The organism is Streptomyces sp. E2N166, assembly GCF_003671715.1.
GTDB lineage: Bacteria > Actinomycetota > Actinomycetes > Streptomycetales > Streptomycetaceae > Streptomyces > Streptomyces thinghirensis.
This window is the reverse complement of the sequence record NZ_RAIF01000012.1, coordinates 995,907-1,018,897: the sequence shown is the minus strand read 5'-3', so window position 1 is coordinate 1,018,897 and position 22,991 is coordinate 995,907. Positions and strand designations below refer to the sequence as shown.

Genomic DNA, 22,991 nt, shown 5'->3' with positions numbered 1-22,991 from the left:
AATCCGGACAAGCCCGCCCTAAAGGACGGGTGTTCGGATGCCGAAAACCCCTGGTCCGTCGCAGTGCGGTCCAGGGGTTACGGCTGCTGTCGACCGAATTCCGTAACGATGACGGAACGCCCAATCATTGGCCAGAGGTTGGTGTGATCAGCGGCCCGCGGCCGCGTCGCACGCCTGGCCCCGCAGCGCCCGCGCCAGGTCGTCCCGCGCCTCCAGCACCAGCCGGCGCAGCGCGGGCGCGGCGTCCTCGTGCGCGGACAGCCACGCGTCCGTCGCGTCGAGGGTGTCCTTGGAGTCCCGCAGGGACGGGAACAGGCCCCGGACCACGTCCATCCCGATCTGGATGGACCGCTCGGCCCACACCCGCTCGATCGCCGCGAAGTACTTCTGCGCGTACGGCGCGATCAGCTCCCGCTGCGAGGCCTGCGCGAAGCCCGCGATGGTCGCCTCCACCAGGGCGTTCGACAGCGCGTCCGACTCCACGACCTGCGCCCAGGCCTGCGCCTTCACCACCTCCGACGGACGGGCCGCCAGGCAGCGGACCTGGTGGCGCTTGCCGGAGGCCGTGTCGTCGCGGGCCAGCTCGGCCAGCAGGACCGAGCCGTCGACCACTCCGTGCGCCGCGAGCGGCTCCAGGAACGCCCAGCGCAGCTCCTGGTCCACCTCCAGGCCCTCGATCTTCTCCGTACCCTCCAGCAGCCCGCGCAGCAGCCGCAGTTCGCTCTCGCCGGACGCCACCGCCGCCAGGAAACGCGCCCATGCCAGCTGCGGCTCGCCGCCCGGCGCCGCGTCCCGCAGCCGGCGCAGCGCGCCCTCGCCGAGCAGCCGGGCGCCGGTCTCCCGCCAGTCGGGGGCCGCGTAGTGCGTCAGCGCCGAGTTCGCCCAGGCGTGCAGCATCTGGAGGACGCCGATGTCGGACTCGCGTCCCGCGAAGCGCAGTACCAGGCCGACGAAGTCCCGCGCCGGGAGCAGCGCGTCCCGGGTCATGTTCCACAGCGCCGACCAGCACAGGGCACGGGCCAGCGGGTCGGTCAGGGCGCCCAGGTGGTCGCGCAGCGTCGCCAGCGAGGTCTCGTCGAAGCGCGTCTTGCAGTACGTCAGGTCGTCGTCGTTGACGAGCACCAGCTCGGGCGCCTCCGCGCCGGCCAGCTCCGCCACCACCGTGCGCGGCCCGTCGACGTCCACCTCGGCGCGCGCGTACCGCTCCAGCGCGCCCGCGCCCGTACGCCGGTACAGGCCCACCGCCACCCGGTGCGGGCGCAGTTCGGGGTGCGACTCGGCGGCCTCCTGCACCACCGCCAGTTCGTCGACGCGGCCCTCGGCGCTCAGCAGCACCTGCGGGGTGAGCGAGTTGACGCCCGCCGTCTGGAGCCAGGACCGCGCCCAGGCGCTCATGTCCCGTCCGCTGGTCTCCTCCAGCACCGAGAGCAGGTCACCGAGGCGCGTGTTGCCGTACGCGTGCCGCTTGAAGTAGCGCCGGGCGCCCTCCAGGAACGCGTCCTGGCCGACGTACGCCACGAGCTGCTTGAGCACGGAGGCGCCCTTGGCGTAGGTGATGCCGTCGAAGTTGAGCTTGGCGTCCTCCAGGTCACGGATGTCGGCCGTGATCGGGTGGGTGGACGGCAGCTGGTCCGCACGGTAGGCCCAGGCCTTGCGGCGGTTGGCGAACGTGATCCAGGCGTCCTTGAAACGGGTCGCGCCGACGTTCACGAACGTGCCCATGAAGTCGGCGAACGACTCCTTCAGCCACAGGTCGTCCCACCACTCCATGGTGACCAGGTCGCCGAACCACATGTGCGCCATCTCGTGCAGGACGACGTTGGCGCGGCCCTCGTAGGACGCCCGCGTCACCTTGCCCCGGAAGATGAACTCCTCCCGGAAGGTCACCAGTCCCGGGTTCTCCATCGCGCCGAGGTTGTACTCGGGCACGAACGCCTGGTCGTACTTCCCGAAGGGGTACGGGTAGTCGAAGTGGTCGTGGAAGAAGTCCAGGCCCTGCTTGGTGACCAGGAAGACGTCGTCGGCGTCGAAGTGCGGTGCCAGTCCCTTGCGGCACAGTGCGCCGAGCGGGATCTCCAGCCGCGTACCGTCCTCGAAGACGCGCTCGTAGGAGTCCGTCACGTAATGGTAGGGACCGGCGACGACGCACGTGATGTACGTCGAGATCGGCTTCGTCTCGGCGAACCGCCAGACACCGTCGGCGCGTTCGCCGGCGCCGTTGCTCCACACCGTCCACTCCTCGGGCGCCCGCACCTCGAAGCGGAAGGGTGCCTTCAGATCCGGCTGCTCGAAGTTGGCGAAGACCCGGCGGGAGTCGGCCGGCTCGTACTGGGTGTAGAGGTAGACCTCGCCGTCCTCGGGGTCGACGAAGCGGTGCAGGCCCTCACCGGTGCGGGAGTAGGCGCACTGGGCGTCGACGACCAGCTCGTTGTCGGCGGCCAGGTCCTCCAGGGCGATCCGGGAGCCGTCGAAGACCTCGCTCGGGTCGAGGTCCCGGCCGTTGAGGGAGACCGCGGTGACGCTCGGTGCGATCAGGTCGGCGAAGCTGCTCGCGCCGGGCTCGTTGCAGCGGAAGCGGACCGTGGTGACGGACCGGAAGGTGCGCGGACCCTCCCCCTCCGCCGCACCGGTGGCCGAGCGCACGTCGAGGGACACCTCGTACCCGTCTACGGAGAGCAGGGCGGCCCGCTCCCGGGCCTCGTCGCGGGACAGATTCTCACCGGGCACGGGCGGCACTCCCTCGGGTGGTGTTCAGTATGCGGACAGCACCGATCCTGCCATGCGGCCCTGACGCGCGGCAGCCGGGAATGACCGGGCGGGCCGGGAATGGCCGGAGCGGTGGGCGGGTTGCCTGGAGAAACGCTCGGTTGCGCCTCATGAGGAGAGACATGTCGGAGAAGACGCCCGTCGACTTCTGGTTCGACCCGCTGTGCCCCTGGGCCTGGATGACCTCCCGCTGGGTCCTGGAGGTGGAGAAGGCGCGGGACATCAAGGTCCGCTGGCATCTGATGAGCCTCGCCGTCCTCAACGAGGACAAGCTGGACGAGCTGCCCGAGGAGTACCGCGAGCTGCTGGAGACCAAGGCCTGGGGACCGGTCCGGATCGTCGCCGCCGCCCAGGAGGAGCACGGCACCGAGGTGCTCGGCGACCTCTACACGGCGCTCGGCACCCGCTTCCACAACCAGGGCGAGGGCCCGGAGAAGGAGACGGTCGCCGCCGCCCTGAAGGACGTGGGCCTGCCCGAGTCCCTCATGGACCACTGGGACTCCACCCCGTACGAGCCCCAGCTGCGCGCCTCCCACAAGGAGGGCATCGACAAGGTCGGCCAGGAGGTCGGCACCCCGGTCATCGCCGTCCCCGGCGCCGACGGCGAGCAGCTCGCCTTCTTCGGCCCGGTCGTCACCCCCGCCCCCAAGGGCGAGGACGCCGCGAAGCTCTGGGACGGCACCCTCGCGGTCGCCTCGGTCCCCGGTTTCTACGAGATCAAGCGCACCCGCACCAAGGGCCCGGACTTCAGCAACCTGTAGGGGCACCGCGGCGGCCTCCCGCCGGATTCCCGGCGGGAGGCCGCCGTCGTCGCCGTCGTGCCGCGCCCGCCCGTTTCAGCCGGCCCGGACTACGAGGCGGCCCAGGACGGCTACCACGAGACCGGCGCCGTCCCCTGCTTCCCGCGCCCGGTCGAGCAGATCGAGGCGTACTTCGAAGGGCTCGACCTGGTCGGCCCCGGCGTGGTGTCCGTCCCGCCGTGGCGTCCGGACCCGGCCCCGGACGGCACGGGTCCGCAGCCGGCCGGCCGGCACGGCGGCCTCGCCCGCAAGCCCTGACGCGCCTGTGCGGACACCTGGGCGCACACAGAAAGCCCCCGCGAGTCACGTCCTCGCGGGGGCTTTCCCTCTTCCGCCTGCCGCCGTGAAGGGTGAGAAGACGATCACGAGGCAGGACGACTCGGGAACTCAGCCGGTCACGGCGCCAGCAGCAGCGTGTTCGTACGGGACTTGGCGGCCTCGTAGCGCTTCGCCACGTCCTGCCAGTTGACGACGGCCCACATGGCGTCGATGAAGTCGACCTTCTGGTTCTTGTACTGGAGGTAGAAGGCGTGCTCCCAGGCGTCGAAGACCAGGATCGGCGTGGCGCCCTGACCGACGTTGCCCTGGTGGTCGTAGACCTGCTCGACGATCAGGCGACCGCTCAGCGGTTCGTACGCCAGCACACCCCAGCCGGAGCCCTGGGTGGTCGCGGCGGCCTTGGTGAGCTGCGCCTTGAAGCCCGCGAAAGAGCCGAACGACTCGGCGATCGCATCGGCCAGCTCGCCCACGCCGTCCGCCTCCAGCGGCTCGCCGCCGCCGTCACCGGTCATGTTGTGCCAGTAGATCGAGTGCAGGATGTGCCCGGAGAGGTGGAAGGCCAGGTTCTTCTCCAGGCCGTTGACCGATCCCCACGTCTCCTTGTCGCGCGCCTCGGCGAGCTGCTCCAGCGTGTCGTTGGCGCCCTTCACATAGGCCGCGTGGTGCTTGTCGTGGTGCAGCTCGATGATCTCGGGGCTGATCACGGGGGCCAGCGCGGAGTAGTCGTACGGCAGTTCAGGAAGTGTGTAGACGGGCATGGCGGGTCCCCTCCGACCTCTTATTGCAAAAGGCTTGCAAGTGCACGTTAGCAGCAGGAGGCTTCCGGGGGTGCGGGGGAGGGCCGGGCGTGCCGCGGCACGCGAAAGGCCCCCGCACGGATCGGTCTCCGTACGGGGGCCCTCGAAGAGCTGAGGGTCGGTGGCTGGCTAGCCGCGCGCCCGTCGCCGCTGCCACGCGTAGCCGACGGCGGCCAGGACCAGCGTCATCGCGCCCGTCGAGTACAGCTGCACCCGCGTGTCCGGCTCCCGGGCCATCAGTACGAACACCGTGGCCATGCCCGCCAGTGCCAGCCAGGTCAGGTACGGGAAGCCCCACATCCGCACGACCAGCTTCTCGGGCGCCTCCCGCTCCAGCCGGCGGCGCAGCCGCAGCTGGGAGGCGGCGATGAAGATCCAGACGACCAGGATGACCGCGCCGATCATGTTCAGCAGCCAGGAGAAGACGTCGTCCGGCCGCCAGTAGCTGAGCAGCACGCAGCCGAAGCCGAAGAGGGAGGAGACGAGCACCGCGATCCGCGGCACCCCGCCCGACACCCGGCCCAGCGCCTTCGGTCCCTGGCCGCGCTCGACCAGCGAGTAACCGATGCGGGAGGCGCCGTAGATGTTGGCGTTCATCGCGCTGAGCAGCGCGACGAGCACGACGACGTTCATGAGCTGCCCGGCGCCGGGAATGCCGAGTTCGTCGAGGGCGGCGACGTACGGGCCCTTCTCCACGACCTCCTTGGAGTCCCAGGGCACCAGGGTGACGATGACCGCCATCGAGCCGATGTAGAACAGCGCGATCCGCCACATCGCCGTGCGTACGGCGCTCGCCACGCCCTTGACCGGGTTCTCCGACTCGGCCGCCGCGATGGTCACCGTCTCCAGGCCGCCGTAGGCGAACACCGAGGCGAGCAGGCCGATGATCAGGCCGTTGCCGCCGTTCGGCAGGAAGTCGCTCAGGTGCGAGGTGCCGGGGGAGTCGGTACCCGGCAGGACCCCGGCGATCGCCAGCACGCCCAGCACCAGGAACAGCGAGATGGCGCCGACCTTGAGGGCGGCGAACCAGAACTCGAACTCGCCGAAGTTCTTCACGGCGGCCAGGTTCGTCCCGCAGAACACCACCATGAACAGCGCGACCCACACCCACTCGGGCGTGCCCGGCAGCCAGCCGTGCACGATCGCCGCCGCGCCGATGCCCTCCAGGCCGACGGCCGTGCACAGCAGTACCCAGAACGCCCAGCCCGCGGTGAAGCCGGCCCAGGGGCCGATCGCCCGCTCGGCGTGCGCGGAGAACGAGCCCGACGACGGATACGCGGCCGACATCTCGCCCAGCATCCGCATCACCAGCATCACGAGGAGGCCGGAGAGGGTGTAGGCGACGACGATCGACGGCCCGGCGGCGGCGATGCCGGCCCCGGAGCCGACGAACAGCCCGGCGCCGATCACCCCACCGAGGGCGATCATCGACAGATGGCGCTGCTTGAGGCCGTGGGAGAGGGCGGCGTCGTCCGACTCGGGCGGCGCCTTGGTGGTGGTGCTGTTGGACATGGGGCGGCTCGTCCAATGCGTGGGGGGCGGGGGCAGGGCAAAAACGCCCACAGTCTCCGGTCTCGCGCCGGTGGGCGACAGCGGTTGCCCACGATGCGGACGATGTCGATACGGAACGTGCTCGTCCGAATGCACCGTTCCGCTTCCGGGTGACGCTCGCCTCCCCTCCTCGGTGACCGGTGTCACGCGGAATCACGTGTATCCCGCCGTCTTTGTCGGGAGCCCACCAAGCTGCCGATCAGGCCTTTGTCGAGCGCTGCTGGTGATCAGGCCCGATCCGCTGGGATAGCGTCGCGGTGTCCCGACATGTCCACACCACCGCGGAGTCCCCATGAGCACCGCTGCCGTCCCCGCCCGATCCGGGCAGGTCCTCGCCGACCTCATCCCCTCCTCCCGTGTCCGGGACGTCGCGCTCGTCGCCGGCGGTGCCGTGCTCACCGGCGTCGCGGCCCAGATCGCGGTGCCCGTGCCCGGCTCCCCGGTGCCGGTGACCGGCCAGACCTTCGCGGCGCTGCTCGTCGGAACCTCGCTCGGCGCCCGCCGCGGCCTGCTCTCGCTCGCCCTGTACGCGCTGGTCGGCATGGCCGGCGTGCCGTGGTTCGCGGAGGGCGGCTCCGGCACCGGCGCCCCGTCCCTCGGCTACGTCTTCGGCATGCTGCTCGCCGCCACCGTCGTGGGAGCCCTGGCCCGCCGCGGCGCCGACCGCTCGATGCTCCGCATGGCCGGCACGATGCTGGTCGGCGAGGCGATCATCTACGCCGTCGGCGTCCCCTACCTTGCCCTCGCCGCCGACATGTCCCTCACTGCGGCGATCGCGGCCGGCCTCACCCCGTTCCTGATCGGGGACGCGCTGAAGGCCGCCCTGGCGATGGGCGTGCTGCCCACCGCCTGGAAGCTGGCCGACAAGCGGTAGTACCGCCTCAGTTCCGGCCGAAGAGGCTCGCCCGGTCGTACCGCGACCTGATCCGGGCGAGCCTCTTTCGCGTCTTTGGGTCCCACGGGCCGTCCGTGCGGTCTCCCGCGCCGAAGGCGAAGTTGAGCGCGCGCGCCCGATCGTCACCCGCCGCGCCGCGTACCGCACGGCCGCGACCACGTCGGCGGCCGAGGGCGCCGCGAAATCGTGAACGCATCACCTGGCAACAGCCGTCAGCTTTTCCCGGCGACGGCCTTGTGCGTCACCGGCTCCCTGTGCGCCACGGGCTCCCTGCGCGAGACGGGCTCCCTGTGCGTCACGGGCTCCCTGTGCGCGACGGACTACCGCGCGGCGGCCTTCTCCTCGGCGGCCTTCCGCGCGACGACCTTCTGTTTGGCGAAGGCGACGGCGAGCACGAGCGCCGCGACGAGCAGCGACAGCAGCACGGTCGTACGCCCGTTGTGCTCGGTGTCGGTCAGCATGTAGCCCAGCACGAAGACGATGACGCCGGCCGCCGCCCAGGTCAGGTACGGGAAGAGCCACATCCGCACCACCAGCTTCTCCGGTGCCTCCGCCTGGATGATCTTCCGCATCCGCAGTTGCGAGAAGCAGATCACCAGCCACACGAAGAGGGCCACGGCGCCGGAGGAGTTGACGAGGAAGAGGAAGACGGAGTCGGGGAACTCGTAGTTGAAGAACACGGCGACGAAGCCGAACACCACGGACACGAGGATCGCCGTCCGCGGCACGCCGCGCCGGGTGGTCCGGGCGAACGCCTTCGGCGCGTCACCGCGCTCGCCGAGCGAGAAGGCCATCCGGGAGGCCGTGTAGAGCCCGGAGTTGAGGCAGGACAGCACGGAGGTCAGCACGATGAAGTTCATGATCTGACCGGCGTTCGCGATGCCGAGCGAGTCGAGGGCGGCCACGTAGGAGCCCTGGTCGATGATCGACTGCGAGTCCCAGGGCAGCAGCGCGACGACGACGAAGATCGAACCGAGGTAGAAGACGGCGATACGCCAGATGATGCTGTTGGTCGCCTTGGTGACGGCCCGCTGCGGGTCCTCGGACTCGCCGGCGGCCAGGGTGGGGATCTCACTGCCCATGAACGAGAAGACGACGAGCAGCACACCGGTCAGGATCGCCCCCGCCCCGTTCGGCAGGAATCCGCCGTGCTCCGTGAGATTGGCCAGCCCCGCCTGCTCGCTGTCGACGCCGGGCAGCAGCCCGAAGACGGCCAGACCGCCGACGACGATGAACGCGGCGATCGCGACGACCTTGATCCCGGCGAACCAGAACTCGAACTCGCCGTAGGAGCCGACCGAGGCGAGGTTGGTGGCGGTCAGCACGATCATCACGATCAGCGCCCACCCCCACTGCGGCACGGCCGGTATCCACCCTTCGAGGATCTTGGCGCCGGCGGTCGCCTCCACCGCCAGCACCACGACCCAGAAGAACCAGTACAGCCAGCCGATGGAGAATCCGGCCCAGGGCCCGAGTGCCCGGTCGGCGTGCGCGGAGAAGGAACCCGAGGTCGGGTTGGCCGCGGACATCTCCCCGAGCATCCGCATCACCAGCACCACGAGGGTGCCGACGAGGGCGTACGAGAGAAGGATGCCGGGCCCGGCGGTGGCGATTCCCGAACTCGATCCCACGAACAGCCCGGCCCCGATGACACCACCGATGGCGATCATCGAAAGGTGGCGGTTCTTGAGCCCGGCCTGGAGCCCGGAGCCGGGGCCTCCGGGGCGTTCGGGCCCGTTCTCGGGCTTCGTCAGGGTCGGCTGCGAAGTCATGGGGTGGTTTTCCTTTGCGCCGGTCGAGCAGTCTCCCGTACGAGCGGTGTACGAGCCGGACCAGTGAAACGGAGGTGAACGAATTCGAGAACCTTTGATTTCGGATCTTTACTTGAGTTTTGCCTGAGCTTCCATAGTTTCACGCACTCTTTTCAGACCCGACACCCGGCGCTGCCGCCCCGTGACCCCCGTGTCACACTCAACCCATGCGCGTGTATCTCGGCTCCGACCATGCGGGCTACGAACTCAAGAACCACCTCGTCGAGTGGCTCAAGGCGGCGGGCCACGACCCCGTCGACTGCGGCCCGCACATCTACGACGCCCAGGACGACTACCCGCCCTTCTGCCTCCGCGCCGCGGAGCGGACGGCCGCCGACCCCGGCGCCCTCGGCATCGTGATCGGCGGCTCCGGCAACGGCGAGCAGATCGCGGCCAACAAGGTGAAGGGCGTGCGCGCGGCGCTGGCCTGGAGCGAGGAGACGGCCTCCCTCGGCCGCCAGCACAACGACGCCAACGTCGTCGCGGTCGGCGCCCGCATGCACACGCGGGAGGAGGCGACGAAGTTCGTCGAGACCTTCCTCGCCACCCCGTTCTCCGGCGACGAGCGCCACATCCGGCGCATCGACATGCTCTCGTCCTACGAGACGACGGGCGACCTGCCCCCCATCCCGCCGCACCACCCGCAGCAGTAGCGCCGCCGCCTGGTACGTCCCTCCCCGGGTGCGTGAGCACCGGGGGAGGACGAAGGAGACCCCCGAGGGGCGCGACGCCGGGCCCTCACGGGGACGCGGTGCGGTGCCATGGCCTCAGAAGGCCGGGCGCCGAAGCCGAAGGGGACGCAGGAAGGACACCCCGTGCCGGAAGGCCACACGATCCACAGGCTGGCCGAGGACTACGCCACCGCCTTCGCCGCCGGCCCGGCCCCGTACGTCACCAGCCCCCAGGGCAAGTTCGCCGACGCCGCCGCCCTGCTCACCGGCGTCCCCCTCACCCGCACCGAGGCCCACGGCAAACACCTCTTCCTCGGCTTCGGCGCCGCCGAGCCCGCCGAGTGGGTCCACATCCACCTCGGCCTCTTCGGCAAGGTCACCTTCGGGAAGACCCCCGCGCCCCCGCCCACGGACACCGTCCGCCTCCGCCTGGCGAACGACACCGCGTACGTCGACCTCCGCGGCCCCACCACCTGCGCCCTGATCACGGACCCGGAGAAGCAGGCGATACACGACCGCCTCGGCCCCGACCCCCTGCGCCCCGACGCCGACCCGCGGGCGGCCTACCGACGGATCTCCCGCAGCCGCTCCACCATCGCCGCCCTGCTCATGGACCAGAAGGTCATCGCCGGCGTCGGCAACGTCTACCGCGCCGAGGTCCTCTTCCGCCACGGCATCGACCCGTACCGCCCCGGCCGGGACCTCACTCCCACCGAGTGGGACGCGATCTGGCACGACCTCACCGACCTCATGCGCGAGGGCGTCAGGAACAACCGCATCGACACCGTCCGCCCGGAACACACCCCCGAGGCCATGGGCCGCCCGCCCCGCGTCGACGACCACGGCGGCGAGGTCTACGTCTACCGCCGGGCCAACCAGTCCTGCCACCTCTGCGGCGACGCGATCCGCACCGCGGACCTCGCCGCCCGCAACCTCTTCTGGTGCCCCACCTGCCAGCGCGAGCCCTAGGCCTGGCGGACCGATCCCGCCTGCCCCGCGGGCGGACTACGGGGTCTGTCGGACAGGCCCTGGTGCGCGACCGCCGTCAGAACCCGTGCGGCAACCACGGTGCGACGTCCGACCCGAACCCCGCCGACGCCTCGGCCAGCGCGCCCCGCCGCACCTCCCGCACCCGCCCGGCCGCGCCCAGCGAGACCAGGCTCACGCCGCCGAGATACGCCGCCCCCAACTCCCGTACCGTCAGCGCCAGATCCGCCGCGTCGGACGTCCGCTCGCAGGACGCCCCCTTCGCGTCCCCGGTCAGCCGCCAACGCCCCGCGTTCCAGGGGCAGAAGGCGTCCTCGACCTCGAACACCACGTCCACCGGCGTCTGATACGTCCGCGCCGTCAGCGCGGCTCCCACGTCCACCAGCCGCACGTACAAGGCGTCCCGCAGCACCGGCCGGCACCGCCGGATGTCGGACACCTGGTGCTGCCACGCCTCGTCGACCGGCCGCCCGCGCGCGGTCAGCACGGACGTCAGGTCGATGTCGAACAGGAACCGCCACAGCGCCGCATCGGTCGCCGGATCCACCCCGGCCAGGTCCTCCACGACCACCGTGCCCGCCGGCCCCTCGTTCCCCCAGGCCGGCCGCACCCGGAACCGCGCGTACCCCGTGACCTCGCCGTCCCGCCGGGCGACAACGCACTGCAGCGGTGACGCGCCCTCCCGCCCGCTCTCCGGGTCCAGCAGCCCCAGCCGCTCCCAGCCGGGCCGCCGGGCCAGCATGCCGGGCCGTCCGGGCACCAGCCGCGCGTACACCGCCTCGCACGCGTCCAGTACGTCCGCGGGCGCCGCGTACCGAAGCCGTACGTCATCCGTGCCGTCCGGCACGGACAGCCGGACCCGGTTCGTGTCGATCTCCGCGTTGATCTGGAAGGTCGCGGCGCCGTACCCGAACCTGCCGTAGATCGCCGGTTCGGAGGCCGTCAGCACGGCCAGCGGCTCGCCCCAGGACCGTACGTCGTCCAACTGCCGCCGCATCATCGACGTCAGCACACCCCGGCGCCGGTGCGTGGCGGCGACGCTCACCATCGTCACGCCCGCAGCGGCCACCTCCGCACCGCCAGGCACGGTCATCCGGAAGCTGAACGCCCCCGCCGTCCCGACGCAGTCGTCGCCCTCCCAGACGCCGAGCGAGCGGTCGACCTCGGTCAGGGAGTTGAACAGCGCCAACTCCTCGGCCGACTCCGGGACCCCGCTGAAGGCACGGACCAGTGTCCCGTACCACTTGTCCCACTCGTCCTGCCGCAGTACCCGCAGCTCGGTCGTCAGGTCGTCGACGCCGTTTCCCCTGGAACGTTCCATGGACCATGCGTACCAGGGCCGCGCGGGCCGGGCGAGGCAATTTCCGCCAGGTTGCGGCGCGACGGCCGTTCGTGAAGTTCACTGTGAAGTCGGGCCTCGGACGGGGGACAAGCAGTACCTCCCGTGCCAAGCGCCCGGTCCGATGGATAGGGTCCCGAACTAATGGCAGCAGGACGACAGCGGCGCGCGGAAGCCGACACGTTCACGGCCCGGTGGAAGAAGCAGTGGCACCGGGCCCGCGTCGGCATGCGCAGATCCGCCGTGGACTACTTCCGCGGCGACGGCTCGGACTGGATCGCCCTGGCCGGACTGCTGCTGATGATCCCCGTCATCGCCGCGACCACGATGGCGAACTCCGTGTGGTGCTCACCGGCCGCGCTGGTCCTGCCGATCGTCGCGGGCGGCCTGCTGCTGCGCCCGGCGAGCCTGCTCGGCCTGTACGCGGCGGCGGCCACGGCGCTGATCGTGGAGTCCGTGCAACTGGGCCCGTACACCGAGGGCCCCTCCCGGGTCACCCCCGGCGTGGTCCTGGTCGTCGCGGCCTGCGGCTTCTTCGGACTGCTGGTCGCCCAGTTCCGCAGCCGGGTCGGCGTCCCCTGGCGGCGCGGCGGCACCATGCTCTTCGACCTGCGTGAACGCATCCGGGTCCAGAGCAAGCTGCCCAAGCTGCCACCGGGCTGGCACCGGGAGATGGCGCTGCGCCCGGCCGGCGGCCAGTCCTTCTCCGGCGACTTCGTCGTCGCGGCCCGCACGAACGGCGGCCGGACGCTCGAGGTGGTCCTCACCGACGTGTCCGGCAAGGGCATGGACGCGGGCTCGCGTGCCCTGCTGCTGTCGGGCGCGTTCGGCGGACTGCTGGGCAGCCTGCCCCCGCACGCCTTCCTGCCGGCCGCCAACGGCTACCTGCTCCGCCAGGACTGGGACGAGGGCTTCGCCACCTCCATCCACCTCGTACTGGACCTCGACTCCGGCGACTACGAGCTGTACTCCGCCGGACACCCGCCGGGCCTCCAGCTCAGCGCGGGCACCGGCCGCTGGGAGGAGAAGACGGCCGAGGGGCCGCTGCTGGGCGTGTACGACGGCGCGCAGTTCGACCCGGTGAAGGGGGCACTGCGTCCCGGAGACGTGCTGATGCTGTTCACGGACGGTCTGGTGGAGACCTCGGACCGCGACATCGCCGAGGGCATCGACCGTCTCACCGGCGAGGCCGACCGCTATGTCGCGGGCGGCTTCCACGGCGCCGCCTGGCATCTGATCGAGGCGGTCGCCAAGGACGTCAACGACGACCGGGCGCTCCTGCTGATCTGCCGGGAGGGCGCCACGGCCCAGTCCCCGGTGACCCAGTCCCCGGTGGCCCAGTCCTCAACGGCGGCGGACTGACACACTGAACCGCGTGTCCCACACTCCGTCACCACCCCCATTCCCGGCCGGACCTCTCGGTCTGGCCGACGTCGAGGCCGCCGCCCGTGCCGCCCACGCCGGACAGACCGACAAGGCGGGGCGGCCGTACGCCGAACACCTGCGGGCCGTCGCCGAGGGCGTGCGGCGGCGCGGCGGGGACGACGAGCAGATCGCGGCGGCCTGGCTGCACGACGCCGTCGAGGACGACGCGCTGTCCGAGCGATGGCTGGGCGAGGCCGCGCTGAGCCGCCGTACCAAGGACATCGTCCTCGCCCTCACCAAGCGCGCCGGGGAGCCGCCCGAGGCGTACGCCGCGCGCATCCTCGCCACGCCCGGCGCGCCGTTGGTCAAGGAGGCGGACCTGGCGCACAACGCCGACCCGGCGCGGCTCGCGGTCCTGGACACGGCCACCCGCACACGACTGACCGAGAAGTACGCACGGATGCGCGCACTTCTCGGTCTGGTCGATCCGGACGAGGGTGTCTGAAGCGGAAAGCCGGCTTCAGACGGAGACCTTCAGACGGAGACCCTCTCGCCGGCCTCGCTCGGTGCACGCGCCTCGCGCACCTCTGTCTTCTCCGCCGTCTCCGCCTTCTCCCGCCTCTCGCGGCCCCGGGCGGCCTCGCCCGGATCCCGCTTGAAGAGCCACTCCATTCTCGGCTCCACCACACACCGCAGTACCCGCTGGACGGGCTTGGTGCACAGCAGGGTGATGACCGTGGCTCCGAGGACGGTGAGCCCGATCTCCCCGAGCGGCGAGTCCAGCACGGGGTGGGAGAACCAGCCGGCGTAGCTGCCCTCCTTCACCAGGAAGCCGTGCACCAGGTAGCCGTAGATCGTGCCCGCGCCGAGTGCCGTGAACCACATGCGCCGGCCCGGCACCCAGGCGAAGAAGCACGCGGACAGCACCAGCGAACAGCCGAAGAGGGCGAGCGTCAGCACGGGCCCGGTCCACCAGGGGGCGCCCGTGTCCTGCACGGCGGCGTTGCGGTAGAACCAGCCGGTCTCCATGCGCGGCACCGACCACCAGGCGACGGCCACGGCGGCCGCGACCACCGGCACGGACAGGATCCGCACCGAGCGGCGCCGTACCAGCTGGAAGTGCTCGGGGCGCAGTACCAGGCCCAGCACGAAGCACGGCAGGAACTGCAGCACCCGCTGCATGTTCAGGTCGTTGCCGACCGTGGGCGTCACGGAGGCCAGCGCGGCGATGCCCAGCGCGATCGGCAGCGGCCAGCGGACCGTCTGCCAGATGGGCGTGGTCAGCCGCCAGACGAACAGCGCGCACAGGAACCACAGCAGGTACGTGGGGTCCAGCAGGCTGATGTCGTTGGCCGGGTCCTCGCTGACGCGGCGGTGCAGCGCGTAGGCGACCTCGAAGACGAGATACGGGACGGCGACACCGGTGATCAGCCGTTTGACACGCTTGGGGCTCAGATCGAAACTGCGCGAGAAGTAGCCGGAGATGATGATGAACGCCGGCATGTGGAACGTGTACAGGACCCGGTACAGGGTCTCGACGGTCCGGTTCCCGTCCAGGATCTGTCCCCAGGCGTGACCTACACCGACCAGCACGATCGCCAGGTACTTGGCGTTGTCGAAGAACGCGTCGCGCTGCCGACTCGGCTGTGCCTGCTGGTTCGGTGCCTGCTGGTCCGAGCGGTACGGCGACTTCAGATCGCCGTGCGGTCGCAGCGAGCTCGTCATGCAACCCCCCGCCAAGAAATCGGCGGGTCGTAGCAGGACCTCACTGCTCTGGTGGGGGACGAGGCAGCGTAGAACATCTGAGGCACCCTAGCGTTCTCCCTGTCTTTCCGTAAAACCCTCGACGTCATTCCTGCATTCGTCTCCTGAGTGCCTCGCTAGTACCCGGCATTTCGGGGAACTCGATCTCTCCGGCCGCGTGACGGCTCCCACACCGCACCGCGTTGCGGGGCACGGAAGTAGCCCGCCGGCCACCCCACTTGTCATGACTCGTCATGACTAAGCGGTGCATAAGAGCGGAGGGCGACTCCGCTGGAATGTCCCCTTCAATACGCTTGTGCAGGGCGCCGGCGACTCTGTGAACTCCCTGTGAAGTGCTCGTGGATGTGCGTCCCGCGACAATTCGAAATATCTGCGAACGGGTTGTGTGGGCATCGAAACGAAGTGGCCGCAATTCCCCGTACGAGTGTCCTGTCGAATTTCTGTACGGGGTGTGATGGTCGGGTACGTCCGCGCGCGGGGGAGGTGCGCCGTCCCGAGATCCGGCCGGACGATGTGTCACCCGCCGCATAGCGGGGCCCGGTTGGTGGCACGATGGTTCTGGCGGGGGTGTGCTGGGCTGCACCTCCGGGCCGGGAGCGGACCGACCTAGGGTGTGATCAGTTGTGGCCATTTCGCTGTCAGTGGTGCTGCTGTTGGCAATCATCCTGGTGGTGCTGCTGCGAGGAGGGTCCATCAAGGCGGGCCCGGCGATCGTCGCGGTCCTCTTCGGCTTCTTCCTGGCCTCGACGGGCATGGCCGACGACATCCAGCGCTTCCTGGACTCGATAGCGGAGACCCTCAACTCCATCCAGTTCTAGCCCGGGACGGCCTCTGGCGCCTGTCAGCGCTCAGAGGGGTGGGCTGCCGCCGGACCGGCATGCCGGCCGGCTGCTCCCGCTCCAGGGCTCAGCCCCGCGCGCCGCTGCCGCACCACGAACACAGCCGCGACGACCGAGAGCGTCAGGGAGAACAGGGCGCCCCCGCCCGACATCACCGCCAGTACGGCTGCCCCGCCGCCCCCGACGTCCTCTTCACGGGCGACCGTCCGCGGATCGTCCGCCTGGTACCGGACGGTCAGAGGGCTGCCGGCAGAGCTCTTGCCGCCGCCGCTGCCCACCGGAAGATCCGCCACCACGGTCCGTCCCCCGGCCTCGAACTCGACCCGGCAGTGACCCAACATGCACGAGCCGCTCGTATGCAACGTCGCACGAGCCCGCTCGCCGTCCTGGAGGGAGCGCAGGTGCCGGGCCGCCGGAACCATCACCAGCACCGACAACGCGCCCAGCAGCAGCGCGAGCACCAGCGACCCCAGTAGGGACGCGCGAGGCCCCAGGCCGCCTTCCTGCCGGCGCGCGCTGGAGGCACCCGCTTTCGATACGGCGTCCAGGACTCTCACCGTCCGTTTCGGTTGGCGTCGGGGCGGAGTGCCATGCCTCACGCGTGGAGCGCACCTCGTGCCCGCATGGTGAGCAGGGTACGAGGCCTGCCGAGGTGACATCAGGTGCTGATGCGGCACCTCGGACACGGCCCGGCTGCCCGCTGTCGGCAACGAAGGCCGGCGGAGCGGCTTTGTCGGACACTCGGAAGGACGGAAAGCCCGAGGGGCACGCCGGGGACACGGCCGGCTGGACAGGTCCCCGGAAAGCGATCAGGGCCAGGTGGAGGAAGAATCCTCTGACCTGGCCCTGAGCCGTATGGAGCGGGCGACGGGAATCGAACCCGCGTAGCTAGTTTGGAAGACTAGGGCTCTACCATTGAGCTACGCCCGCACAGCGCGTGCGTCGCGGTTCGCCGACCGCGGCACTGGAGGCATCGTAGCGGGTCGTCCCCCCTCACCGCACACCCCTGCCGGTCCGCGCCGGACCCTCACGGACGCTCGGGAAACTCGGCGGTCCCCGATGCCCGGCGGCATGTACCCTACGTCTCGCACCAGACGGGGTGTGGCGCAGCTTGGTAGCGCGTCCGCTTTGGGAGCGGAAGGCCGTGGGTTCAAATCCCGCCACCCCGACCAACCACCGAGACCGCGGTCGCTGACGGTGATCGCCTTTTGGGCCGTGTAGTCGCTGCCGTTACTATGCAAGCTGCACGCCCGTGTGTCTCAGCGTCTGAAGTCTCCGGGCGGCGAAGTTTGCCGGATGCCGCTCTGGCTCCGGCAGAAACCAAGAAGTCAGCCACCAAGGAGACCGAACCGTGAAGAGCGCCGTGGAGACCCTGAACCCGACCCGGGTTCGGCTCACTGTCGAGGTGCCCTTCGAGGAGCTCAAGGACAGCCTCGACGCGGCGTACAAGAAGATCAACCAGCAGGTCACGGTGAAGGGCTTCCGCAAGGGCAAGATCCCGGCCCGAGTCATCGACCAGCGGTTCGGCCGCGGTGCGGTTCTGGAGGAGGCGGTCAACGACGCGCTTCCGAAGTTCTACACCGACGCGGTCAACGAGGCCGAGCTGAACCCGCTCGGCCAGCCCGACGTCGACATCACGGAGCTGAAGGACGGCGAGACGCTGAACTTCACCGCCGAGGTCGACATCCGCCCGGCCATCGAGATCCCGGACTACTCCGGCATCGAGGTCGAGGTGGACGCCGTCGAGGTCAGCGACGAGGACGTCGAGAAGGCGGTGGAGCAGCTGCGCGAGCGCTTCGCCTCCACCTCCCCCGTCGAGCGTGCCGCCGAGGAGGGCGACGTCGTCACCCTCGACCTGCAGGCCAAGGTCGACGGCGAGGTCCTGGAGGACGGCGTCGCCGACGGCGTCTCCTACACCATCGGCTCCGGCGAGCTGCTGGAGGGCATCGACGACGCCGTGAAGGGCGTGGAGGCCGGTGGCGAGGCCACCTTCACCTCCGAGCTCAAGGGCGGCTCGGCGGCCGGCAAGGAGGCCGAGGTCACCGTCAAGGTCACCCAGGTCGCCGCGCGCGAGCTGCCCGAGCTGGACGACGACTTCGCGCAGCTCGCGTCGGAGTTCGACACGCTCGAGGAGCTGAAGGCCGACAGCCGCAAGCGCCTGGCCAACACCAAGCAGTACGACCAGGCCACGCAGGCCCAGGAGCGCGTGCTCGACAAGCTCCTGGAGCTGGTCGAGGTCCCCGTCCCCGAGAAGCTCCTCGAGGACGAGGTCAACACCCGCAAGCACAACCTGGAGCACCACCAGCTCGGCCAGATGGGCCTGGACCTCGAGAAGTACCTGGAGCTCCAGGGCAAGACCGTCGAGGAGTTCGAGGCCGAGACCCGCGAGGCCGCGGTCAAGGGCATCAAGACCCAGTTCGTCCTCGACGAGCTGGTCAAGCAGGAGAAGCTCAACGTCAGCCAGGAGGAGCTCACCGAGCACCTCATGCGCCGCGCCGCCTCCTCCGGCATGTCCCCCGACCAGTTCGCCCAGGCCGTCGTCGAGCAGGGCCAGGTCCCGCTCCTCGTCGGCGAGGTCGCCCGCGGCAAGGCCCTGGCCGTCGTGGTCGAGAAGGCCACGGTCAAGGACACCAACGGCGAGGTCGTCGACCTGGACGACGAGGAGGAGACGGAGGCCACGGAGGCCGCCGCCGAGTCCGCCGAGTCCGGTGACGACAAGGCCGAGGAGAAGTCCGAGGAGAAGTCCGAGGAGAAGACCGAGGGCTGAGCCCCACAGCTCCTTGCGAAAGACGTGTGACGGGCTCCGGGGCGACAGCGCCCCGGAGCCCGTCGGCGTACGGCACGGCAGCGCGCCGAGGGCTGCGGGGGCCGTATCGATGTGCGCCGCGGCCCCGGGCGCGAGCACCCCGCACGGCCCGCGGCCGCGGCCGTCCCGAACCGCCCACGGCGCGGGCGAGCCCCCTGCTCACCCAGCGGAGCGACATGCGCTCACAGCGAACACCCGCGGAACCGGGATGGCACCGCAGGGCCTGCGCGTTAGGGTCCATGAATACGAGGGCAGGGGAGTCCCCGAAACCGGCCGGACGGCCCCGAGCCCCGGCAGAACACGTGAGACGGCCCGGCGCCGTCGTAAGACGAGCAGGTGGATACGTGACGAATCTGATGCCCTCCGCCGCCGGCGAGCCCTCCATCGGTGGTGGCCTCGGCGACCAGGTCTACAACCGGCTGCTCGGCGAGCGGATCATCTTCCTCGGCCAGCCGGTCGACGACGACATCGCCAACAAGATCACCGCACAGCTGCTGCTCCTTGCCGCCGACCCGGACAAGGACATCTTCCTGTACATCAACAGCCCCGGCGGCTCGATCACGGCCGGCATGGCGATCTACGACACCATGCAGTTCATCAAGAACGACGTGGTGACCATCGCGATGGGGCTGGCGGCCTCGATGGGTCAGTTCCTGCTCAGCGCGGGCACCCCGGGCAAGCGCTTCGCGCTCCCGAACGCCGAGATCCTGATCCACCAGCCCTCCGCCGGCCTGGCCGGCTCCGCCTCGGACATCAAGATCCACGCCGAGCGGCTGCTGCACACCAAGAAGCGCATGGCGGAGCTGACGTCCCAGCACACCGGTCAGACGATCGAGCAGATCACGCGTGACTCGGACCGCGACCGCTGGTTCGACGCCTTCGAGGCCAAGGAGTACGGCCTCATCGACGACGTCATCCCCACGGCCGCCGGCATGCCGGGCGGCGGCGGCACGGGGGCCTGAGCCGCTCCCCGCGGGCCTCCCGGGTCTCCCGGGCCCCGCGGAGCCGAGTCCAGCCCCCGCGGGCCCAGCGCGCCCGTCCAGCCGGCCCCGAGCCGACCGCCTCAGCCCCTTCCCAGGAGACACTGTGAACGACTTCCCCGGCAGCGGCCTGCACGACCGCATGCGTGCCGAGTACACCGGCCCCTCAGCCGAGTCCCGCTACGTGATCCCGCGCTTCGTCGAGCGCACCTCCCAGGGCGTTCGCGAGTACGACCCGTACGCGAAGCTCTTCGAGGAGCGGGTGATCTTCCTCGGCGTCCAGATCGACGACGCCTCCGCCAACGACGTCATGGCGCAGCTGCTGTGCCTGGAGTCGATGGACCCCGACCGGGACATCTCGATCTACATCAACAGCCCCGGCGGCTCCTTCACGGCGCTCACGGCCATCTACGACACGATGCAGTTCGTGAAGCCCGACATCCAGACGGTCTGCATGGGCCAGGCGGCCTCCGCCGCCGCGATCCTGCTGGCCGCCGGTACGCCGGGCAAGCGCATGGCGCTGCCCAACGCCCGCGTGCTGATCCACCAGCCGTACAGCGAGACCGGCCGCGGCCAGGTCTCCGACCTGGAGATCGCCGCCAACGAGATCCTCCGGATGCGCGGCCAGCTCGAGGACATGCTGGCCAAGCACTCCACCACGCCGGTCGAGAAGATCCGCGAGGACATCGAGCGCGACAAGATCCTCACGGCCGAGGACGCCCTGGCCTACGGCCTGGTCGACCAGATCATCTCCACCCGGAAGATGAACAACGAGTCGGTTCGCTGACACGGAGCGGGTATCGTCTGCTGCTCCTTGGCACGGTCCACGTCAAAGTGAACCGTGCCAAGGGGGGCCCGGACGGGGGGCCCGGCAAGGTACCGTCGGACATAAGGCAGCACCAGGAGTCCGCCGGCCGTTGACGCGACGTCGACGGCGGGGAGTCTCCCAGGCGAAGGGGAAGCACACCGTGGCACGCATCGGTGACGGCGGCGATCTGCTCAAGTGCTCGTTCTGCGGCAAGAGCCAGAAGCAGGTCAAGAAGCTCATCGCAGGGCCCGGTGTCTACATCTGCGACGAGTGCATCGACCTCTGCAACGAGATCATCGAGGAGGAGCTGGCGGAGACCAGCGAGGTGCGCTGGGAGGAGCTCCCCAAGCCCCGCGAGATCTACGAGTTCCTCGACGGGTACGTCGTCGGCCAGGAAGCGGCCAAGAAGGCGCTCTCCGTGGCGGTGTACAACCACTACAAGCGCGTCCAGGCCGGCGAGAACGGCGGCGCCCAAGGCCGCGAGGACGCCATCGAGTTGGCGAAGTCCAACATCCTGCTGCTGGGCCCCACCGGCTCCGGCAAGACCCTCCTCGCCCAGACCCTGGCGCGCATGCTGAACGTCCCCTTCGCGATCGCCGACGCCACGGCGCTCACCGAGGCCGGTTACGTCGGCGAGGACGTCGAGAACATCCTGCTCAAGCTGATCCAGGCGGCGGACTACGACGTCAAGAAGGCCGAGACCGGGATCATCTACATCGACGAGATCGACAAGGTCGCGCGGAAGAGCGAGAACCCGTCGATCACGCGCGACGTCAGCGGCGAAGGCGTCCAGCAGGCGCTGCTGAAGATCCTCGAGGGAACCACGGCCTCGGTCCCGCCGCAGGGCGGACGCAAGCACCCGCACCAGGAGTTCATCCAGATCGACACGACGAACGTCCTGTTCATCGTGGGCGGCGCCTTCTCGGGCCTGGAGAAGATCATCGAGGGCCGGGCCGGCGCCAAGGGCATCGGGTTCGGCGCGACGATCCGCTCCAAGCGGGAGCTGGAGTCCAAGGACCAGTTCGAGGCCGTCATGCCCGAGGACCTGGTCAAGTTCGGCATGATCCCCGAGTTCATCGGCCGGCTCCCCGTCATCACCTCGGTCCACAACCTCGACCGCGAGGCCCTGCTCCAGATCCTGGTCGAGCCGCGCAACGCACTCGTCAAGCAGTACGAGCGCCTCTTCGAACTCGACGGCGTCGAGCTGGACTTCGAGCGCGAGGCCCTGGAGGCCATCGCCGACCAGGCCATCCTCCGCCAGACCGGCGCCCGCGGCCTGCGCGCCATCATGGAGGAAGTCCTCCAGGGCGTCATGTACGAGGTCCCCTCGCGCAAGGACGTCGCCCGCGTCGTCATCACGGCCGACGTGGTCCTCTCCAACGTCAATCCGACGCTGATTCCGCGGGATTCGCGGGGGCGGGGGCCGGGGGAGCAGAAGACGGCGTAGCCGTCCCCGTACGAACGAACGCGGAAGGGGCCCGGTCGACCGACCGGGCCCCTTCCGCGTTGCCGCCGCGATGTCAGGCCTTGACGCGGACTTCCTTGCGGAGTTTGGCGGTGAGCTCGGCGGCCTTCTCCAGGTCGGCTGCCTTGCCGGCCATGGCGTCGGCCAAGTCCATGCTGATGACGACGCCAAGGGTGCTGTGGTCACCCCAGATGCACACCGGCATGCTGAACTCCGAGGGTCCGGAGGCCGCAGAGCCCGACGTCGCGTCGTCGTTCTTGATCTTGGTCTCCTGGCACTTCAGGATCGCGCCGTCCAGGTCGCTCGGCTTGTACTCCTTGGGGCTGCCGACGACCTCGCCCTCGGTCTCCTCGTCCTTGGAGGCGTTCTTCTTCAGCTCGGCGAACATGGCGTCGACGACCTTCTCCGGGTCCTCGATCTCGCCGTACACCCCCATGAAGTTGATCATCTTCATGGAGAGCGGATTGGTCTCGTCTCCGGCCTGGTAACCCGCGTTGACGTCCTGCGCGTTCTTGACGCCGTGCTTCTCGGCTTCCTCGATGTCGCTCTTGTCGAAGCCACCGCTGTCCGCGTTGCTGCCCTTCTTGTACTCGCCACCGAGCACCGTCGCCGGAGTCGTCAGCTTGTGCGGGCCGTCGTCGGCGATGTCCGAGCCGCCGGCACCTCCGCCCCCGCCGAACACGAAGTACGCCCCCACGCCGATCGCCGCGACGACGGCGACCGCGCCGATGATCAGGCCCGTCTTCTTCTTGCCGCCGCCCGGCGCCGGGGGCTGGGGCATGCCGTACGGCTGCTGACCGTAGGGAGGCTGCTGGCCGTACGGGGCCTGCTGGCCGTACGGCGGCTGCTGCGGCGGGACGCCGCCCTGCTGCGGCTGCTGCGGGTAGCCGTAGCCCGGCTGCGCGGGCGGGGGCGTCTGCTGGGGGTAGCCGTAGCCGGGCTGGGGGGCCTGCGGCGGCTGCTGGCCGTACGGCCCCGGCTGGCCGTACGGTCCGGGCTGCTGGGGCTGCCCGCCGTACGGGCCCGGCTGGTTGTGACTCATTTTCTGGGTTCCCCTCCAGATGCCTA

Annotated in this window: 19 protein-coding genes, 2 tRNA genes and 1 pseudogene; 13 read left to right on the top strand and 9 right to left on the bottom strand. The window is 70.1% G+C overall.

Annotated elements, in window-relative coordinates; all coding sequences use genetic code 11:
* Positions 1 to 147: 147 nt before the first annotated feature.
* Complete coding sequence (gene pepN, locus EBH09_RS12350; RefSeq protein WP_193776255.1) at positions 148 to 2,727, bottom strand: aminopeptidase N; 2,580 nt, start codon at positions 2,725 to 2,727, stop codon at positions 148 to 150.
* Positions 2,728 to 2,888: 161 nt separating this feature from the next.
* Between pepN and EBH09_RS12345 the strand changes: the two genes are divergently transcribed.
* Entirely contained in the window at positions 2,889 to 3,527 is a 639-nt protein-coding gene (locus EBH09_RS12345) for a DsbA family protein (protein WP_193776254.1), read from the top strand.
* Between the two features lie 84 nt (positions 3,528 to 3,611).
* Positions 3,612 to 3,824: pseudogene (locus EBH09_RS12340) on the top strand (SAM-dependent methyltransferase); the annotation flags it as partial.
* Between the two features lie 137 nt (positions 3,825 to 3,961).
* Here EBH09_RS12340 and EBH09_RS12335 read toward each other — a convergent pair.
* Together EBH09_RS12335 and EBH09_RS12330 are read right to left on the bottom strand one after the other, a co-directional pair.
* A complete protein-coding gene (locus tag EBH09_RS12335) occupies positions 3,962 to 4,603 on the bottom strand; it encodes a superoxide dismutase (RefSeq protein ID WP_121747019.1) in 642 nt (213 codons plus the stop codon).
* A gap of 168 nt (positions 4,604 to 4,771) precedes the next feature.
* Positions 4,772 to 6,154 (bottom strand): amino acid permease, encoded by a 1,383-nt coding sequence (locus EBH09_RS12330; protein ID WP_121747018.1) that lies wholly within the window; start codon positions 6,152 to 6,154, stop codon positions 4,772 to 4,774.
* A gap of 331 nt (positions 6,155 to 6,485) precedes the next feature.
* On the opposite strand from EBH09_RS12330, the gene EBH09_RS12325 reads away from it, so the two are divergent.
* Positions 6,486 to 7,067: a biotin transporter BioY gene (locus EBH09_RS12325; protein ID WP_121747017.1), complete on the top strand. Its 582-nt coding sequence runs from the start codon at positions 6,486 to 6,488 to the stop codon at positions 7,065 to 7,067.
* A 341-nt stretch (positions 7,068 to 7,408) separates the two neighbouring features.
* Here EBH09_RS12325 and EBH09_RS12315 read toward each other — a convergent pair whose 3' ends face one another.
* Entirely contained in the window at positions 7,409 to 8,860 is a 1,452-nt protein-coding gene (locus EBH09_RS12315; RefSeq protein WP_121747015.1) for an amino acid permease, read from the bottom strand.
* Between the two features lie 206 nt (positions 8,861 to 9,066).
* Here EBH09_RS12315 and EBH09_RS12310 point away from each other — a divergent pair, with 206 nt between their 5' ends.
* Both EBH09_RS12310 and EBH09_RS12305 read left to right on the top strand, forming a co-directional pair.
* Positions 9,067 to 9,552, top strand: coding sequence for a ribose-5-phosphate isomerase (locus tag EBH09_RS12310; RefSeq protein WP_121747014.1), 486 nt, complete (start codon positions 9,067 to 9,069; stop codon positions 9,550 to 9,552).
* 162 nt (positions 9,553 to 9,714) lie between these two features.
* Positions 9,715 to 10,539, top strand: coding sequence for a DNA-formamidopyrimidine glycosylase family protein (locus EBH09_RS12305; RefSeq protein WP_121747013.1), 825 nt, complete (start codon positions 9,715 to 9,717; stop codon positions 10,537 to 10,539).
* Positions 10,540 to 10,615: 76 nt separating this feature from the next.
* Here EBH09_RS12305 and EBH09_RS12300 read toward each other — a convergent pair whose 3' ends face one another.
* A complete protein-coding gene (locus EBH09_RS12300; RefSeq protein WP_193776253.1) occupies positions 10,616 to 11,878 on the bottom strand; it encodes a GNAT family N-acetyltransferase in 1,263 nt (420 codons plus the stop codon).
* 162 nt (positions 11,879 to 12,040) lie between these two features.
* Between EBH09_RS12300 and EBH09_RS12295 the strand changes: the two genes are divergently transcribed.
* Positions 12,041 to 13,258 carry a PP2C family protein-serine/threonine phosphatase gene (locus EBH09_RS12295; RefSeq protein WP_121747012.1) on the top strand — a complete coding sequence of 406 codons (1,218 nt, stop codon included), beginning with the start codon at positions 12,041 to 12,043 and terminating at the stop codon, positions 13,256 to 13,258.
* Between the two features lie 13 nt (positions 13,259 to 13,271).
* The gene (locus tag EBH09_RS12290; protein WP_193776252.1) at positions 13,272 to 13,766 is read left to right on the top strand and encodes an HD domain-containing protein; all 495 of its coding nucleotides are present in this window, start codon (positions 13,272 to 13,274) and stop codon (positions 13,764 to 13,766) included.
* Between the two features lie 29 nt (positions 13,767 to 13,795).
* On the opposite strand, the gene EBH09_RS12285 is transcribed toward EBH09_RS12290, so the two are convergent.
* On the bottom strand, positions 13,796 to 14,986 hold the full coding sequence (locus EBH09_RS12285; protein WP_121747010.1) for an acyltransferase family protein: 1,191 nt from the start codon (positions 14,984 to 14,986) through the stop codon (positions 13,796 to 13,798).
* A gap of 662 nt (positions 14,987 to 15,648) precedes the next feature.
* Between EBH09_RS12285 and EBH09_RS12280 the strand changes: the two genes are divergently transcribed.
* On the top strand, positions 15,649 to 15,843 hold the full coding sequence (locus EBH09_RS12280) for a hypothetical protein (RefSeq protein WP_055416925.1): 195 nt from the start codon (positions 15,649 to 15,651) through the stop codon (positions 15,841 to 15,843).
* A gap of 23 nt (positions 15,844 to 15,866) precedes the next feature.
* On the opposite strand, the gene EBH09_RS12275 is transcribed toward EBH09_RS12280, so the two are convergent.
* Positions 15,867 to 16,325, bottom strand: coding sequence for a hypothetical protein (locus EBH09_RS12275; RefSeq protein ID WP_238697279.1), 459 nt, complete (start codon positions 16,323 to 16,325; stop codon positions 15,867 to 15,869).
* Positions 16,326 to 16,720: 395 nt separating this feature from the next.
* A tRNA-Gly gene (locus tag EBH09_RS12270) sits at positions 16,721 to 16,794 on the bottom strand.
* A 165-nt stretch (positions 16,795 to 16,959) separates the two neighbouring features.
* On the opposite strand from EBH09_RS12270, the gene EBH09_RS12265 reads away from it, so the two are divergent.
* The 5 genes from EBH09_RS12265 to clpX all read left to right on the top strand — a co-directional run bounded on the left by EBH09_RS12265 (position 16,960) and on the right by clpX (position 21,905).
* Positions 16,960 to 17,036, top strand: a tRNA-Pro gene (locus EBH09_RS12265).
* Positions 17,037 to 17,215: 179 nt separating this feature from the next.
* Positions 17,216 to 18,631, top strand: a complete 1,416-nt coding sequence (gene tig / locus EBH09_RS12260; protein WP_121747009.1) for a trigger factor — start codon at positions 17,216 to 17,218, stop codon at positions 18,629 to 18,631.
* Between the two features lie 395 nt (positions 18,632 to 19,026).
* Positions 19,027 to 19,632, top strand: coding sequence for an ATP-dependent Clp protease proteolytic subunit (locus EBH09_RS12255; RefSeq protein WP_193776311.1), 606 nt, complete (start codon positions 19,027 to 19,029; stop codon positions 19,630 to 19,632).
* Between the two features lie 124 nt (positions 19,633 to 19,756).
* Entirely contained in the window at positions 19,757 to 20,437 is a 681-nt protein-coding gene (locus tag EBH09_RS12250) for an ATP-dependent Clp protease proteolytic subunit (protein WP_121747007.1), read from the top strand.
* Positions 20,438 to 20,618: 181 nt separating this feature from the next.
* The gene (gene clpX / locus EBH09_RS12245) at positions 20,619 to 21,905 is read left to right on the top strand and encodes an ATP-dependent Clp protease ATP-binding subunit ClpX (RefSeq protein ID WP_121747006.1); all 1,287 of its coding nucleotides are present in this window, start codon (positions 20,619 to 20,621) and stop codon (positions 21,903 to 21,905) included.
* Positions 21,906 to 21,978: 73 nt separating this feature from the next.
* Here the strand turns inward: clpX and EBH09_RS12240 are convergent, their stop codons facing one another.
* Positions 21,979 to 22,965 carry a hypothetical protein gene (locus EBH09_RS12240; protein ID WP_121747005.1) on the bottom strand — a complete coding sequence of 329 codons (987 nt, stop codon included), beginning with the start codon at positions 22,963 to 22,965 and terminating at the stop codon, positions 21,979 to 21,981.
* Positions 22,966 to 22,991: the final 26 nt, after the last annotated feature.